This is a genomic window from Rhodococcus sp. NFXS4 (genome assembly GCF_058139645.1).
In genome coordinates, this window is the sequence record NZ_CP192221.1 from 4,243,473 (window position 1) to 4,259,328 (window position 15,856).

The following is a 15,856-nucleotide window of genomic DNA, read 5'->3' on the forward strand; positions in this document are numbered from 1 at the left end:
AGTGGAACTCCTCAGATTGCGCGTCCGATTCGAGTCTCACGTGCCGGATCGGCGATCTGACTCACGGACGACGAGGCCCGCTCACAGTGGCGCGACCGTTCCGGATTCTCACCGGATTCCCCTCGCCAGCACGTCGCAGGTACTGACCTGCCATGTCATGGTCGCACAGGTGTTCCGATGCCTGTCACCATCCCGACCGGCCTGCTACCAGGTGAGCTCGTCGCGGCAGGTGGCACCGTGCACCGCGGGCTCGACCTGCACGGTGGCGTGGTCCAGGCCGTAGGCCGAGAGCACTTCCTTCCCGCGGGCCAGCATCACCGATCCGGAACCGTCCGACGTGATGTGCACCGTGGCGACGTCCATGCCGGTGGTGAGGGTCCAGACGTGCAGGTCGTGGACGTCGACGACTCCGGGCAGCGCCCGCAGATCGGCCTCGAGCGCACCGATGTCCACCGACGACGGGCTGGCCTGCGTGAGGATGCGCAACGACTGGCCGGCGAGCGAGAGTGCCCGCGGCACCACCCACAGCGAGATGGCGATACCCACGACGATGTCCGCCCACGTCCAGTCGAACGCCAGGAGCAGCACACCGGCGACGAGCACCCCGACGCTGCCCACGGTGTCCGCGAGCACCTCGAGATAGGCCCCGCGTACCGCGATGGAGTCCTTCGCGTCGGCGCGGATGAGCAGCATGACGACGATGTTGGCGACGAGTCCCGCGGCGGCCGTCAGCACCATCGCGAGGCCCGGGATGTCCGGCTGGTCCCCGATGCGGCGGATCGCCTCGACGAAGATGAAGACCGCGACTCCGAGCAGCAGCACCGCGTTGGCGACAGCGGTGAGCACCTCGGCCCGGTGCCACCCGAATGTCCGTGCGGCAGAATTCGATCCGCGCCGGGCCATCGTGAGCGCGACGAGGCCCATCGACATGCCGATGATGTCGGTGAGCATGTGCCCGGCATCGGCGAGCAGGCCCAGCGAGTTGATGATGAGGCCGACGGTCAGCTCGAGGGCGAAGAACGCGACGAGCACGAACCACGCGATCCCCATGCGTCGCAGCCGCCCGGTGCCGGCCTCACCAGCCGCCGGTGTGTGCGCATGTCCGTGCCCCGCTCCCATGATCGAGACCATACATGCGAATGTGTGCATATGGTGAGTCACGCTTCCCGCGGGGCTTCCGTACTCGAGGAGGGGTTGCAGCCTCCGCGGGAACACGGAACGGCTGCGGGAACCCAGAGACCTCCGGCGTCAGCGGAACGCGATGGCCATCCCGGCCGCGAGCAGACGCCGTAGCCGTTCGGGATGACGCAGGTCGTCCCACGTCCACCGCACCACATGGCAGCCGAGCGCGCGGAGGGCGTCCTCGCGCAGCTTCTCGTCGATCACCGACTGCGCTCCGCCGCGATACTTCGTCAGCCCGTCGAACTCGCCCACCAGCCGACCGTCCCAGTCGAAATCGGTGCGGGCCACGATGCGACCACGATCGTCGAGGAAGCGATGCTGCAGCCTCGGCGAGGGAATCTCGGGCCACTGCATCATCAGGGCTCGGCTCCACGATTCGCCGATGCTCTCGGTGAGAGGGCTCGCGAGGTCCACCGCGCGGCGGGCGGTGGCGATGCCGCGACGGCGCCCGAGCCGTGCGAGGCACTCCTGCAGATCCGGCGCCTCCGTGCGGAGTGCGGACTCGACAGCGCACAGCGCACGATCGAGTCCCACCGTGCACGCGATGTCGAGCGCCGTCCGCGTCGGCGTCGTGACCTGCACACCGTCGACGGTGGTGACGTCCAGCGGGGACAGCGGCACCCGGTGCTCGGCGACCCTCCTCGTCGACGCACCACCTCCTCGACCGTCGACGCTCACGTGCACCCGGTCTCGGTCGGGAGCGAGAAGGGGGAGCCGATGCAGCGCCGCCGCGGACTCGTGACTGGCGACGGCCACCGCGGTGCGTCCCGCCATGACTCCGAGCACGCGCAGGCGGTAGCGCTCGTCTGGTGATGCCGACGCCCACTCCGAGCCGGGGCCGTAGGAACCGCGGCTCACGCGGACCAGTTCGCCGCGCCTCACCAGACCGCGCAGCGCCGCATCTGTCACGTCACCGGTCGCGCGGCGGTGCAGGTCCATGGCGGTGAGTGTCGATCACGCGCGGACGGGGACACGCCTTCCTGGCGCCCGCCTGTGGAGCACCCTCGTCCTGTGTACCGGCAGCTCCCGCAGGGCTTCCGTACTCGAGGAGGGGTTGCAGCGTCCGCGGGAACATGGAACGGCAGCGGGAACCTAGTAGTCGAGCTCCGGCGGCACGGCGGGGTGGTCGACGGTCGGGGGCAACGTCGCCAGCGCGGAGATCCGCGAGAGCCCCGCCACCTGGAGCAGGTCGACGACGATGGACCGTATCTGCGCGAGCACCACCACCGCGGACAGGCCGGCGTCCTGCATGAGCTCCGCCTTCGCACCGACTGCCACGTGCCGGAGAACCCGCGCTGCCTCGGCTCGGTCGGGTTGCTCGCCGGGATCCGCGAGCATCATCTTCCGCACCACCTCGGTGGCCTGCGCGAGCTTCTCGACGAGGTCGACCAGTCGGGGGTCGAGAATCTCGTCGTCGCGCACCAGGGACAGGGAGCGCCTGGCGAGAACCCGGATGTTGCGCACCGCGTTGTCCAGCGGATCCGCCGTCGCGGCGAGCTCGGCCAAGCGCTGCTTGCTGTTCCAGTACAGCGGGGAGATGCGGCTGATCTCGCGCCCGCCCTTGAGATCGGTGCGCATCGCGTCGATGGCCGGTTGTGTGGCGCGCGCAGCCTTCAGCGCCTTGGCGATCGGTTCCGCGTCGTTGGCCAGGAGACCGTCCGCGACGAGTTGCAGTACCCGGCCCGACGTGGCGATGACGGTGGCCGCGTCCTTGCGTGCGCGGCGCACGGGGTGCGTCGGCACGACGGCGACGACGGCGAGTCCCACCAGACCGCCGATCAACGCGTCGACCATGCGGTTGAGTCCGCCGGCGTTGCCCGGCGGGATGAGCGTCGCCACCAGCACGGCCGACGATCCCGCCTGCATCGCGATGATGGCGCCGCTGTCGAGGAAGACGGCGGTCGACATCGCGAGCGCGACGACCAGGGCGATCTGCCACGGGCCGGTCCCGATGAGGGCGATGATCGCGTCACCGACACCGATACCGACCGTGACGCCGACGACGAGTTCGGCCGAGCGTCGCATCCGCGCCCCGAGGGACACACCGAGCGAGACGACGGCCGCGATCGGTGCGAAGAAGGGCGTGACGTGCCCGACGACGTCCGTCGCCACGAACCACGCTATGCCCGCGGCGAGCGCGCACTGGATGATCGGCAACCCGGAGACACTCAGTCGCCGCAGCGAGGCGTCGATCCGCGCGGAGCCGCGGGTGCGCAGGCCGAGATGCGGGGCCGTGAATCGTGGGTAGCTCCCGAATCGGCCCATGAAGCTGGTGCTAGCCGACGCCGAGTTCGTCCGCGGCGCGCGGATCGCAGTCCTCGAGCAGGTCGAGGCAGCGGGCGTACTCGTCCGTCTCCCCGATCGACTGCGCGGCGCGGGCCAGGACGGCCACGCAGCGCAGGAAGCCGCGGTTGGGCTCGTGGCTGTACGGCACGGGTCCGAAGCCCTTCCAGCCGTTGCGACGCAGCTGGTCGAGACCGCGGTGGTAGCCGGTGCGTGCGTAGGCGTACGCGGTGATGGTGCGGCCGTCGGACAGGGCGGCCTCGGCGAGGTAGGCCCACGCGATCGACGCGGTGGGGTGCGCCGCGGCCACCTCCTCGGGGGCCGTGTGGTTCAGGAGAGCGGACTCGGCCTCGTCGTCGCCGGGCAGCAGGGTGGGCTGGGGACCGAGGAGATCACCGAAGGAAGTCATGAAGACAGTCTCCCACGGAGCGCGCGGGAGACGTCGGGCGCTGGATAAGGTGCACGCGTGTCCCCGGATAACTCGCGCCCCGCCGCACCGCGCCGCATCGAACCCAGCGCCGCACCGAAGAAGGTGTCGACGCGCTCCGGTGGACGGCGGCGCGGACCGTGGATCGCGGCGGCCCTCGTGGCCCTGCTGGCGATCGCGGGTGTCGTGGCGTTCGCACTGCTGCGGGGCGGCACGAGCGTCACGGGTCCGAGCGACGACGAGAAGATCCGCACCTCGATCGACACCTTCACCGCGGCGTTGCGTGACGGCGACCTGACCGCTCTGCGCGGCGTCACGTGCGGCGCGCTGGCGTCCTTCTACGGCGGCATCTCCGAGGCCGACTTCGCCGCGACGCACGACGCCGCCGTCGCATCCGGAACGGTGCCGGTGGTACAGAGCGTCGACACCATTCAGATCACCGAAGCGGAACCGCCGGATCAGACGACGGCGATCGCACAGGTCACCGCGCGCACCGAGGGCGCGGAGCCCTCGGCGCGCACGTTCGACCTCGCGCTGGACGGCGAGACCTGGAAGGTCTGCGCCTGACCGCGCTCGTGCGCCTCTTGCGCATCCGGGGATGCGCAAGAGGCGCACGGGGGTCAGCCCGCTGACACACTCCGACCGGCGGACTTCAGGTCGTTGCACGCCTCGACGACGCGCGCCGTCATACCGGCCTCGGCCTTCTTGAGGTAGCTGCGCGGGTCGTAGGCCTTCTTGTTGCCCACCTCGCCGTCGACCTTCAGCACGCCGTCGTAGTTGCTGAAGAAGTGGCCGGCGATGGGCCGACTGAACGCGTACTGGGTGTCGGTGTCGACGTTCATCTTCACGACGCCGTACTCGAGGGCCTCCTCGATCTCGCTCTTGGCCGAGCCCGAGCCGCCGTGGAAGACGAAGTCGAAGGGCTTGGAGCCGGCAGCGAGTCCGAGCTTCTCGGTGGCGACGCGCTGGCCGTCCGCGAGCACCGACGGCTTGAGCTTGACGTTGCCCGGCTTGTAGACGCCGTGGACGTTGCCGAACGTCGCGGCCAACAGGTAGCGCGATCCGGCATCGCCGGCACCGAGCGCCTCGACCGTCTTCAGGAAGTCCTCGTTCGAGGTGTACAGCTTGTCGTTGATCTCCGCCTCGACGCCGTCCTCCTCGCCGCCGACCACGCCGATCTCGATCTCCAGGATGATGCGCGCCGCGGCGGCCCGGGCCAGCAGATCCTTGGCGATCTCGAGGTTCTCGTCGATCGGCACCGCGGAGCCGTCCCACATGTGCGACTGGAAGAGGGGGTTCTTCCCGGCGTCGACGCGCTCCTGCGACACCGCGAGGAGCGGACGCACGTAGGTGTCCAGCTTGTCCTTGGGGCAGTGGTCGGTGTGCAGCGCGATGGTGACGTCGTACTTCGCGGCGACGACGTGGGCGAACTCGGCGAGCGCGACGGCGCCGGTGACCATGTCCTTCACACCGAGGCCGGACGCGAACTCCGCGCCACCGGTGGAGAACTGGATGATGCCGTCGCTGCCCGCGTCGGCGAAGCCCTTGATGGCCGCGTTGACGGACTCGGATCCCACGCAGTTGATGGCGGGAAAAGCGAACTTGTGTTCCTTGGCGCGGCCGAGCATCTCGGCGTACACCTCGGGAGTTGCGATCGGCACGAAGAAACCTCCACGGTGAGCGAACGGGGCACCCGATCAGGTGCGGTCACTAGCAGTATGTCAACCGAGGTGACGCCGGTCGCGCCCTGCCCGATCTACTCGCCGGTAGTTGCTGAGAGTTGCTCGTGAGTTGTACTACCCGCCACTCGGCGTGCGGGTATCGGCTGCTCTCGCCGGTACTGTGGGCGCTTGTGACTACCGTGGCCGCCTCCGTGACCGACCTCGCCCTGCTGCCGGGGTTCCTCGATCCCGTCAACCTGCTGAACTCGTTCGGCACCTGGGTCCTGGTCGGTCTGCTGCTGGTGGTGTTCATCGAGTCGGGCCTGCTGTTCCCGCTGCTCCCGGGCGATTCGCTGCTGTTCACGGCCGGTCTGATCGCCGCGTCGAAGAGCGCGGAGATCGAGCCGTTCGCGCCGCTGTGGGTGCTGTTGGTGACCATTCCGATCGCCGCGGTGCTGGGTGATCAGGCCGGGTATCTCATCGGCAAGAAGGCCGGCACGGGCCTGTTCACGGACGACGCCCGCTTCCTGAAGAAGCGCTACATCGACGAGTCGCACGCGTTCTTCGAGAAGCACGGTCCCATCACCATCTTCCTGGCGCGCTTCGTGCCCATCGTGCGTACGTTCGCGCCGGTCGTGGCCGGCGCCTCGGGCATGCGCTATCGCACGTTCATCACCTACAACGTCGTCGGCGGCATCGTCTGGGGCTCGGGCGTCACGCTGCTCGGCTACCTGCTGGGCCAGATCGCCGTCATCCGCGACAACGTCGACATCATCTTCCTGCTCATCGTCGCCGTCTCCGTCCTGCCCATCGCCTGGGAGGTCGGCAAGCGGATCGTCTCCTCGCGCCGCACCCCGCTCGGTGAGGCCGTCGACGCGTTCGACGGCAAGCTCGACGGCAAGGTCGAGCCGTCCAAGTGGTCCGAGCCGGCCCAGAGGTCGGACACTGCTCAGCGGTCGGAACCAGCTCAGTGGTCCGAGCCCGTCCAGCGCACCGAGCCCGCTCCGCGCGACTCGTCCTCGTAGATCGGTCCCCCGTTCATGCTTCTCGCCGGTAGCACCGTGCTCGCCGAAGGCGGCGCGATGGGATTCCTCGAATCGGCCGGGCCCACCCTGGTCTGGCTCATCGTGGTGTCCTTCGTGTTCCTCGAGTGCGCCGTCATCGTGGGCCTCTTCCTTCCCGGCGACTCGCTGCTGATCACCGCCGGTATCGGACTGGCCGCCCACGCGTCGGGCACCTCGCACGTGTGGGCGCTGTCCGCGGGCGCGTTCCTGGCCGCCATCGCCGGTAATCAGGTGGGGTACATGATCGGTAAACGCACCGGTCATCGCCTCGTGGCGCGCAAGAACGGCAAGTACGTCAACACCGCGAATCTGGAGAAGGTCAACCGACTTCTCGAGAAACACGGCTTCTGGGCGGTGCTCGTCGCGCGCTGGATCCCGTGGGTGCGGACCCTGTGCCCGATGGTCGCCGGTGCCGGTGGGATGAACCACCGCCGCTACACCATCGCCAGCACGCTGGGTGCGCTCATCTGGGCACCCGTGCTGCTGCTGATCGGGTTCTACTTCGGAGCGGTGCTCGACAAGGTGTCGTGGCTGTTCCCCACCGTGCTCACGCTGATGATCGTCTCGATCGTGGTCGGCACCATCTTCGGTCTGTACCAGTACCGCAAGGAGATGAAGAAGCCGGTGGAGACCACTGAAGTGCACGATCTCTGACGTGCACGATCTCTGACGGCTGACGTTCAGCCGAGGCTGTGCGCCGCCTCCATCAACATCCAGCCGCCGAGCTGGACGGAGAAGTCGCGCTCCGGCACGGACGACGACGTGACGGTGCCGGCGCTGAACCGGGCGATCGACGCACCGAACGAGGGCAGCTTGGCGATGGCGGACCAGTCGCTGCCGAACAGCGGCAGGCCCTCGATGGACAGGCAGTTGTCCCACGCGGCCTCCGCCGACGCCAGCACGATGTCGGCGGCGACCGAGCGCGCCTCGTGGTCCTCGTCGTCGTCTCCGGGCAGCGACGTCGCCACCAGTGCGAGGTACCGGGCGAGGATCCCGTTGAACAGGCCGCCGTCCCCTCCCCCGCCGCCGATGATCACGCCGTCCTTCGTGAGGTGCTGCTGCACGGCGGCGACGAGTCGATGCACGCGCTCGCGGTGCTTGTCGTCACCGAGGCTGATCGCGAGTTCGGTCTCGGCCCCGAGCACGACACCCTGGCAGTAGGAGTAGATCGGCGACTCGACGCGGCCGTCGGCGTGGATGCCGTCGAGCACGAGATGGGTCGTCGGATCGACGAGAGTCGCGTCGATCCAGTCGGCCATGGCCTGGGCGCGCCACAGCTTGCCGGTCCGTGCGAGCAGCACCGCCGCCGGGCCGTTGGCCGGCACGTTGAAGAAGTCGCTCTTCCTGGACCAGCGGATACCGCCCCCGTGCGCCGGATCCCAGGCGTCGAACAGTTCCGACTCCAGGGCCGCGATCGCGGTGCGATTGTCGACGAGGTGCAGACGCTGCGCTCGCTCGAGGGACAGCCCCAGCCACGCCATGTCGTCGTAGTACGAGTTGGTCCAGCCGGTGAGGTTGCGCAGCCGGTGGGTGCGCGCGATCCGGGCCAGCCGTCGTCGGCGGCGCGCCGACGGCGCCCGCTCCTCGGCGTCGACCACACAGTCGATGAGGTGCGCCTGCCACCAGTAGTGCCAGCGGAAGAACAACCGCTCCCGTCGGACCGGCGGCCACGCCACGACACCCAGAGCCGTCCCCGGCAGTCCCCACAGACGGCGGACGTGGCGAGAGAAGACGGCCTCCTCGGCGGCGTCCGCCCTGGAGGACCACGTGTCGTGCATGATTCGATCCTGCCAGTACCCCTCGGCTCGGGAGCCGTCGGGCACGGTCACCAGGCCAGGTCGGGATCCGCGTGCTGCCGGATCCAGGCGTGCATCGTGATCCCGGCTGCGACACCGGCATTGATACTGCGGGTGGAGCCGAACTGCGCGATGGACACCGTCATCGACGCGGCGGCGCGCGCGTCGTCGGTCACGCCCGGGCCCTCCTGACCGAAGAGCAGCAGCGCATTCCGCGGGAGAACGGCAGTCTCGAGCGGGACGGACCCGGGCACGTTGTCGACGGCCACCACCGTCAGGCCCGCCTCCGCCGCGTACGCCGTCAGCGCCTCGACGGTCTCGTGATGCTCGATGTGTTGGTAGCGATCGGTGACCATCGCACCGCGACGGTTCCAACGCCGACGCCCGACGATGTGCACCGCGGCGGCGCCGAACGCGTTGGCCGTGCGGACGACCGTCCCGATGTTGGCGTCGTGCGCGAAGTTCTCGATGGCCACGTGCATCGGATGCCGGCGCGTGTCCAGGTCCGCGACGATCGCCTCGCGCGTCCAGTACCGGTACGCGTCGACGACGTTGCGCCGATCCCCCTCGTCGAGGAGTTCCGGGTCGTAGCGGGGATCGGTGGGCCGCGGCCCGTCACGCTCGACGTCCCAGGCGGGTACGCCGCGCGGGTGCTCACCCCACTCGGTGGCACCCGCCTCGTCGCTGCGGTCGTTCTCGGTCAACTCAGGAATGGGACAGACGGCGGTTGACCTCGCGGGTCAGCCAGACTGGGGAGAACCGCGAGCCCATGGACAGCGCCTTGGACGGGAGCCCCACCGGGAAGTGCACCTTGTGGTAGATCCGCTTGGCGGGCTGCGTCGACTTGAAGATCGCGTCGGCGACGTCCTGCGCGGTCAACTTGATGCCCAGCGAACCGGTGGTACCGGTCTGGATCCCCTTGGTCATGGCGGTCTGCACGAAGAGCGGCCACATGGCCTTCACGGCGATGTCGTGCTTGTGCCACTCGAGGTCGAGCGCCTCGGTGAGCCCGCGCACCGCGAACTTGGTCGCGCCGTACGTGGCGAGCTCGGGCTGGCCGTAGATGGCGGAGGCGGAGCACAGGTTCACCACCTGGGCGCCGCGCGTCTTCTTCAGGTACGGGAACGCTTCCAGCAGCCCGTTCAGCACGCCGCCGACGTTGATGTCGAACTGCTTGCGGTGCGTCTCGATGGCCTGCTCGGCGAACTGGCCCGCGATGAGGATGCCCGCGTTGTTGATGAGCACGTCGAGTCGCCCGCCCGCCGCCTCGTCGAACTCCTTCAGGCGCTCGGTGAACTGCGCGGTGTCGGTGACGTCGAGGATTCCCGTCGTCGACGTCGAGCCCTTCGCCGCGATCTCCTTCGCGAGAGAGGCCAGTCCCGTCTCGTCGATGTCGTACGCACCGACGTGGTACCCGGCGGCGGCGAACGTGAGTGCGGTGGCCCGCCCGATGCCGGCTGCTGCGCCGGTGATGAAGACAGTAGGTTGAGACATGTCTGAAGAGTAAAGGGTCGGGCTGAGCTGCAACAGAGCGGTGAGCCGAAAACTTACCGCCGAGTAGCTTCCGGTGCCCTCGGAGGCGGTCACGGGAGGGATCCGAGTCGATGGACCACGAGAGAGTGGGTCGGGCGGTGGCCGTGGTCACCGCCATCTACGTCGTCGTGCTGGCGGTCTGGGCGCTCGTGCTCCTGCCCAAGGCCCCGGACGGCACCGTTCCGTATCAGATCGCTGCGCTGGTCGCGGGCTTCGGCGCGGCACTGGGACTCGCGATGATGGCTGCCGGGCGCCCGACCGCCGACGAACGCCGCATGCGCGACCACGGGCTCGAGGGGTGGGCCGTCGTCGACGAGGTACGGGAGATCGGAGCCGAGACGGAGGTCGACCTCACGATCACCGTGCCGGGGTCGGGGTCCTACCCGGGCACCGTCCGACGCACGGGGTCCGTTCGGTACGAGGTCGGCGCGACCGTTCCCGTCGTCGTCGATCCCGACGACCGGACGCGGATCCGGTTGTGACACCGACCGACTCGACCCGGCACCACACCGTTCTCGACACCCCGGTGGGTCCTCTCACCGTCGTGCGCACCGGGACGGCGCTGTCGGGCGTCTACTTTCCCGGTCACCGTCCGGCACCGGCTCCCGGCCGGATCGGCACCGCCCGGGCGGACGGGTTCGACGAGATCCGCGATCAGTTGGCGGAGTACTTCGGCGGCCGGCGGCGCCGCTTCGATCTCGAGCTGGCCCCGGTGGGCACCGAATTCCAGAACGAGGTGTGGGCCGCGCTCCGCACGATCCCCTACGGCGAGACGTGGACGTACTCCGCTCTGGCCGTCGCCGTCGGCCGGCCCACCTCGGTGCGAGCGGTGGCGTCGGCCAACGCCCGGAACCCGTTGTCGATCGTCGTGCCGTGCCACCGCGTCATCGGAATGTCCGGCAGCCTCACGGGTTTCGCCGGCGGCGTCGAGCGCAAACGCCTGCTGCTCGATCTCGAGTCGGGAACCCCGACGCTGTTCTCGTGAGGGAGTCGACGAGCGCGTACTGAGCGCCGATGTAGGTCGCGAGTACCGCGACCTCGAGGACGTCGCGCAGGCGCGCGTCGGCCGTGGTCCGCCGCACGAGCACCATGCCGTCGGAGACGGTGAACAGCGTCGATCCGACGACGGCACGGGTGTCGCCGTCCGCACCGAGAACGGACATGGCACCGAGGGCGACGCCGTAGGCCATGGAGATCGGTGCAATGGTCGGGGCGCGTCTCGTGGCCAGCACGGCGCCGCCCGCCCATCCCGCCGCTCGAAGCAGAGCATGGTGCGGCCGCGCGCGAGAACCGTTGCGATGCAACAGTACCGACCAGCACCCCTGCATGACGGCGAACGACGACGCCCCCGCAGTGAACCGGCGATCGTCGTCCGGATCGATCATCGCGACGTCGCCGAGCGTCGCCGCCGAGAGCCCCGCAGCCAGCAGTGGCGAGCGGTGGGCGCCGGACCGCACCGCGAGAATCGGCATGAGGAGCGGCTTGCACACCGCCTGCACGACGGGTCGATGCGTGGCGGCACCGACGATGGTGCCCGCCGCAGCGACGGCGTAGGCCAGGGTCGTGGCCCTGCGGACCAGCGTGGCGGACGACCCGGACGGCATGCGGACACCGTAGCCGACCCCACACTGGATTTCGATAGTTCGCTTATGTAACGTTAAGGGAGTGCAGACCACGGCGATGCGAACCGACGAACTGCGGACACTGCTGTCCGAACTGGTCACCACGACCTCGCGTTTCACCCGGCTCGCGGCCTCGGTCGCGCCCGCGGAGCATCCCCGTACGTGGTCGCGCGCGCTCTCCCTGCTCGACGAGTACGGCGCGATCCGGATCAGCGAGTTCGCCCGCCTCGACCGATGCTCGCAACCCTCGGCGACAGCCCTGCTGCGCACGCTCCACGAGAACGGTCTCGTCGACCGCATGACGGATCCGACCGACTCCCGCGCCGTGGTCGTGTCGATCTCGGACCGCGGACGCACCTGGCTCGCCGACTCGCGTCGCGCCATCGGCGACGGACTGCTCCGCCACCTGGGCGAGCCGGATCCCGACCAACTCCGACGCATCGTCGAGGGCCTCGACGACCTGCGCTCGGTACTCAAGAACACAGCACGAAAGGAACACCCGTGACGACGATCGAGGAGAAGAAGGACGCGTCCCAGCCGAGCCTTCTGCAGCAACCGAAGGCCGTGTGGGCAGTGGCGTTCGCCAGTGTCATCGCCTTCATGGGGATCGGCCTCGTCGATCCCATTCTCAAGCCCATCGGCGAACAGTTGAACGCGACACCGTCGCAGGTGTCTCTCCTGTTCACGTCCTACATGCTGGTGACGGGCGTGGCGATGCTCGTCACGGGCGTCGTCTCGTCGCGCTTCGGCCCGAAGAAGACACTGCTGGCCGGTCTCGCGATCATCATCGTGTTCGCCGCGCTCGCAGGCTCGTCGAGCACCATCACCCAGATCGTCGGGTTCCGCGCCGGCTGGGGACTGGGCAATGCACTCTTCATCGCGACCGCCCTGGCGACGATCGTCGGCGCCGCGAGCGGTGGCGTCGCGCGGGCCATCATCCTGTACGAGGCCGCACTGGGCATCGGCATCGCCACCGGCCCGCTGGTCGGCGGCGTCCTGGGCAGCATCAGCTGGCGGGGCCCGTTCTTCGGCGTCGCCGTCCTGATGGCCGTGGCCGTCGTGCTGCTCGTCGTCATGCTGCCGGAGGGCGAGAAGCCCACGCACCGAACCTCTCTCGCGGACCCCTTCCGCGCACTGCGGCACCGCGGGCTGCTCACGGTCGGCATCACGGCACTGCTGTACAACTACGGATTCTTCACCCTGCTCGCCTACACGCCGTTCCCGCTCGACCTCGGCACCTACGCGATCGGCTTCATCTTCTTCGGCTGGGGACTCGCGCTCGCGGTGGCCTCGGTGTTCCTCGCACCGCGCCTGCAGCGCCGGTTCGGGACGCTGAACATGATGATGCTCGCGCTGCTCCTCTTCGCCGCCGACCTCGCCGCGATGGCTCTGTTCACGGAGAGCAAGCCGGTTCTGATCGTGTGCGTCGTCCTTGCCGGACTGTTCCTCGGCGTCAACAACACCCTCATCACCGAGACCGTCATGATCTCGGCGCCGGTCGAACGGTCCACCGCCTCGGCGGCCTACAGCTTCGTGCGGTTCGCCGGCGGCGCTGCCGCCCCGTACCTCGCCGGCAAGCTCGGTGAATCCAATGTGCACGTGCCGTTCTGGGTGGGCGCCGCCTGCACCTTCCTGGCCATCGGCGTCCTGGCGACCGGCCGGAAGGTCCTCGCACACGTCGACGATCACGACCCGGCACCGCACAGCGTCGACGAGGCGACAGCACTGACCGTGGGCGACTGACCAGGGAAAACTGAATCACACCAGTCACATTCACCGCATGAACACCATCTGCACCAAAGGTCACACTTCGATGACGAAGTAACTCTGAAGTAAAGGTCTAGGCGGACCGGAAGGTACGTTCTGTTCGGTCGGGGGACGCGTACACCATTCTTCACCGCTTCTCGGATACGGCAGGAATGCCGTCTTCGGTATCGAAAGGCCATTCATGTCGGACAAGTCCATCACCCGTGCCCGCAGGACGCGGCTCGCTGCAGCAGGCGCCGTGCTCGCCGTGTCGCTGGCTGTCGCCGCACCCGCCGTGGCCGTCGCCCAGCAGGATCAGCCGGACAGCTCGGAGAGCAGCGAGTCCTCCACGAGCACCACCACCGAGGCTCCCGCCACGTCGAGCACCGAGCAGGCTCCCTCGGCGACGGATGCGCCGCCGGTCACCACCGTGCCCACCACCGCTCCCCCGGCCCGGCCGCTGCCGCAGGTCACCGGTTCCGTCGTTGTCGACGACGAGGGCAACTCCTCCATCAAGGTCGACATCGACGCGAAGCTGACCGAGGACGAGAAGAAGGCACTGCAGGTGGCCAAGGACGCCACCAAGGCCGCCGTCGACGCCATCAAGAAGGCGCAGGCATTCCTCGACGACGCCATCGCCGCAGCGCAGGGCGGCGACGCCGCTGCCGAGGCCGAGGTCGACGAAGCGAAGGCCGAGCTCGAGGCATCCAAGGCCGAGGAATCGGCGTCGGTCGCCGAGCAGGAGAGCATCGTCGCCGCCGGTGTCGCCGCCAAGGCGCAGGAAGAGGCGGACGCCGCCAAGGCTGCAGCGGACGAGGAGAAGAGCAAGGCGGACGCCGCTCAGGCCGAGGCCGACGCTGCGAAGGACAAGGCCGACGAGCTCGAGGGCGACGCTGCCGCGGATCCGACCGAGGCAGAGGCCGCGCGTGCGGACGCCGATGCGAAGGCCGAGGCCGCAGCCGCCGCGCGCACCGCCGCGGAGGAGGCCACGAAGGCTGCCGAGGAGTCGTTGAAGGCCGTCGGTGACGCGTTCGCGACGCTCGACGCCGCCAAGGTCACCACGGCGATCCAGGCCGCGTACGCGAAGGCGTCGACGCTCTTCGCCGCTGTCGTCAAGGCAGCGACGACGCAGGTGGCCGCCACGGTCGCCGAGGAGAACGCGAAGCGGCTCGAAGCAGCCGGTGACGCCGAGGCGGCAGCAGCAGCCGAGGCCGCCGCAGCAGCGAAGGCCGAGGCCGACGCAGCTGCGAAGGATGCCGCGGACAAGAAGGCCGCCGACGAGGCTGCCGCGGAGAACGCCGCCAAGGAGACCGTCACGGTCGAGGTCGGCGACGAGAAGAAGGAGGACGTCGAGGTCGCCACCATCGACTCCACCACGGTCGAGGTCACCGCCTCCGGAATCCGTCTCATCGGCTTCTACGTCGACGGCCCGACGCGCACGTTCAAGGTGGTCGACTACTTCACCGACGACGAGGAGGGCAACGTCATCGTCGCCGGCGAACTGCCGGAGATCGGTCTCGTGTCGTCCGAGTCGAGCCTCTCGGGGTCGGATCAGGCGAGTGCCTCGAACGACGAGGGCGGACTGCCCGTCGCCGCGATCGGCACCGGCGTGGCCGTCGTCGCCGTCGCGGGTGTCGGTGCGTTCGCACTCTCGCGTCGCAAGGGCACTCGCTCCTGACGACCGAGCGCGTGGGTGCGGGGGCTCTCTCGGCCCCGCACCCACGCGCTCTCGGCGTTTTGGGATGATGAAGACATGCCGACACTCGCCTACGTCATCGCCGGATCCGAAGCCACGGGAGGCGCCGGCCTGCAGGCCGACCTCAAGACGTTCGAGCGGCTCGGGGTCTACGGCGTCGGCACCATCACCTGCATCGTCTCGTTCGATCCGAAGGCCGGGTGGGGCCACCGTTTCGTCCCCATCGCGGGACCGGTGATCGCCGACCAGATCGAGGCGGCGACGGCTGCCCACTCACTGGACGTCGTGAAGATCGGCATGCTCGGCACACCCGAGACCGTTGCCACCGTCGCCGAGTCGCTCCGTCAGCAGCCGTGGCGACACGTCGTCGTGGATCCCGTCCTCATCTGCAAGGGCCAGGAGCCGGGGGCGGCGCTGGACACGGACAACGCCCTGCGCGCCGAAATCCTCCCGCTCGCGACCGTCGTCACGCCCAATCTCTTCGAGGCGCAGACCCTGTCGGGAATGGACTCGATCGAGTCCGTCGACGATCTGTCGGAGGCCGCCCGCCGCATCGCGGACCTCGGACCGCGCTACGTGGTGGTCAAGGGCGGCGCGGGTCTGCCCGGCGACGAGGCCGTCGACGTCCTGTTCGACGGTACCGACGTCTCGGTGTTCCGTGCGCCGAAGATCGGCGAGGAGCGCGTCTCCGGAGCCGGCTGCATCTTCGCCGCCGCCATCACCGCCGAGCTGGCGAAGGGTTCCTCGGTCCAGGACGCGGTGGCCACGGCCAAGGACTTCGCGCACGCCGGCATCGTCGGCCGCGTGACGACGAACGCGCCCTTCACCGCCGTCGGCTGGCAGTAG

18 protein-coding genes and 1 riboswitch are annotated in these 15,856 nt (G+C 69.1%); of the genes, 9 read left to right on the plus strand and 9 right to left on the minus strand.

The window, feature by feature from the left end; all coding sequences use genetic code 11:
- Nucleotides 1-147: riboswitch (adenosylcobalamin (AdoCbl) riboswitch) on the minus strand.
- A 57-nt stretch (nt 148-204) separates the two neighbouring features.
- The 4 genes from J4E04_RS20035 to J4E04_RS20050 all read right to left on the minus strand — a co-directional run bounded on the left by J4E04_RS20035 (nt 205) and on the right by J4E04_RS20050 (nt 3,874).
- Nucleotides 205-1,119, minus strand: coding sequence for a cation diffusion facilitator family transporter (locus J4E04_RS20035; protein WP_056444318.1), 915 nt, complete (start codon nt 1,117-1,119; stop codon nt 205-207).
- 129 nt (nt 1,120-1,248) lie between these two features.
- Nucleotides 1,249-2,121 carry a type IV toxin-antitoxin system AbiEi family antitoxin domain-containing protein gene (locus J4E04_RS20040; protein ID WP_328810788.1) on the minus strand — a complete coding sequence of 291 codons (873 nt, stop codon included), beginning with the start codon at nt 2,119-2,121 and terminating at the stop codon, nt 1,249-1,251.
- 153 nt (nt 2,122-2,274) lie between these two features.
- Entirely contained in the window at nt 2,275-3,447 is a 1,173-nt protein-coding gene (locus J4E04_RS20045) for an FUSC family protein (RefSeq protein WP_204869801.1), read from the minus strand.
- Nucleotides 3,448-3,457: 10 nt separating this feature from the next.
- Entirely contained in the window at nt 3,458-3,874 is a 417-nt protein-coding gene (locus J4E04_RS20050) for a DUF3151 domain-containing protein (RefSeq protein ID WP_027506413.1), read from the minus strand.
- A gap of 57 nt (nt 3,875-3,931) precedes the next feature.
- Here J4E04_RS20050 and J4E04_RS20055 point away from each other — a divergent pair, with 57 nt between their 5' ends.
- On the plus strand, nt 3,932-4,459 hold the full coding sequence (locus J4E04_RS20055; RefSeq protein WP_056695874.1) for an Rv0361 family membrane protein: 528 nt from the start codon (nt 3,932-3,934) through the stop codon (nt 4,457-4,459).
- Nucleotides 4,460-4,512: 53 nt separating this feature from the next.
- Here the strand turns inward: J4E04_RS20055 and fbaA are convergent, their stop codons facing one another.
- Nucleotides 4,513-5,553 (minus strand): class II fructose-bisphosphate aldolase, encoded by a 1,041-nt coding sequence (gene fbaA, locus J4E04_RS20060; RefSeq protein ID WP_027506415.1) that lies wholly within the window; start codon nt 5,551-5,553, stop codon nt 4,513-4,515.
- Between the two features lie 191 nt (nt 5,554-5,744).
- On the opposite strand from fbaA, the gene J4E04_RS20065 reads away from it, so the two are divergent.
- Nucleotides 5,745-6,578, plus strand: coding sequence for a DedA family protein (locus J4E04_RS20065; protein WP_231476412.1), 834 nt, complete (start codon nt 5,745-5,747; stop codon nt 6,576-6,578).
- A gap of 15 nt (nt 6,579-6,593) precedes the next feature.
- On the plus strand, nt 6,594-7,271 hold the full coding sequence (locus J4E04_RS20070) for a DedA family protein (protein WP_051613508.1): 678 nt from the start codon (nt 6,594-6,596) through the stop codon (nt 7,269-7,271).
- A gap of 26 nt (nt 7,272-7,297) precedes the next feature.
- Here the strand turns inward: J4E04_RS20070 and J4E04_RS20075 are convergent, their stop codons facing one another.
- From J4E04_RS20075 to J4E04_RS20085, 3 genes are read right to left on the minus strand one after another with little or no spacing between them, the layout of a single operon-like run.
- Entirely contained in the window at nt 7,298-8,395 is a 1,098-nt protein-coding gene (locus tag J4E04_RS20075) for a glycoside hydrolase family 76 protein (protein WP_027506417.1), read from the minus strand.
- 47 nt (nt 8,396-8,442) lie between these two features.
- Complete coding sequence (locus J4E04_RS20080; protein ID WP_027506418.1) at nt 8,443-9,117, minus strand: TrmH family RNA methyltransferase; 675 nt, start codon at nt 9,115-9,117, stop codon at nt 8,443-8,445.
- 1 nt (nt 9,118) lies between these two features.
- Nucleotides 9,119-9,907 carry an SDR family oxidoreductase gene (locus tag J4E04_RS20085; protein ID WP_027506419.1) on the minus strand — a complete coding sequence of 263 codons (789 nt, stop codon included), beginning with the start codon at nt 9,905-9,907 and terminating at the stop codon, nt 9,119-9,121.
- Nucleotides 9,908-10,017: 110 nt separating this feature from the next.
- On the opposite strand from J4E04_RS20085, the gene J4E04_RS20090 reads away from it, so the two are divergent.
- Both J4E04_RS20090 and J4E04_RS20095 read left to right on the plus strand, forming a co-directional pair.
- Nucleotides 10,018-10,428: a hypothetical protein gene (locus tag J4E04_RS20090; protein WP_222646754.1), complete on the plus strand. Its 411-nt coding sequence runs from the start codon at nt 10,018-10,020 to the stop codon at nt 10,426-10,428.
- Nucleotides 10,425-10,931 carry a methylated-DNA--[protein]-cysteine S-methyltransferase gene (locus J4E04_RS20095; RefSeq protein ID WP_307109548.1) on the plus strand — a complete coding sequence of 169 codons (507 nt, stop codon included), beginning with the start codon at nt 10,425-10,427 and terminating at the stop codon, nt 10,929-10,931. Before J4E04_RS20090 ends, J4E04_RS20095 begins: the two co-directional genes overlap by 4 nt.
- Here J4E04_RS20095 and J4E04_RS20100 read toward each other — a convergent pair.
- Nucleotides 10,852-11,550 carry a lysoplasmalogenase family protein gene (locus J4E04_RS20100; RefSeq protein ID WP_307109549.1) on the minus strand — a complete coding sequence of 233 codons (699 nt, stop codon included), beginning with the start codon at nt 11,548-11,550 and terminating at the stop codon, nt 10,852-10,854. The two genes, J4E04_RS20095 and J4E04_RS20100, sit on opposite strands and share 80 nt — an antisense overlap.
- A 76-nt stretch (nt 11,551-11,626) precedes the next feature.
- On the opposite strand from J4E04_RS20100, the gene J4E04_RS20105 reads away from it, so the two are divergent.
- From J4E04_RS20105 to thiD, 4 genes are all read left to right on the plus strand, one after another.
- The gene (locus J4E04_RS20105; protein ID WP_222638989.1) at nt 11,627-12,073 is read left to right on the plus strand and encodes a MarR family winged helix-turn-helix transcriptional regulator; all 447 of its coding nucleotides are present in this window, start codon (nt 11,627-11,629) and stop codon (nt 12,071-12,073) included.
- Nucleotides 12,070-13,311, plus strand: a complete 1,242-nt coding sequence (locus J4E04_RS20110; protein WP_222638856.1) for an MFS transporter — start codon at nt 12,070-12,072, stop codon at nt 13,309-13,311. Before J4E04_RS20105 ends, J4E04_RS20110 begins: the two co-directional genes overlap by 4 nt.
- A gap of 205 nt (nt 13,312-13,516) precedes the next feature.
- Complete coding sequence (locus J4E04_RS20115) at nt 13,517-14,992, plus strand: hypothetical protein (RefSeq protein WP_490149467.1); 1,476 nt, start codon at nt 13,517-13,519, stop codon at nt 14,990-14,992.
- Between the two features lie 75 nt (nt 14,993-15,067).
- Nucleotides 15,068-15,856 (plus strand): bifunctional hydroxymethylpyrimidine kinase/phosphomethylpyrimidine kinase, encoded by a 789-nt coding sequence (gene thiD / locus J4E04_RS20120; RefSeq protein WP_056443661.1) that lies wholly within the window; start codon nt 15,068-15,070, stop codon nt 15,854-15,856.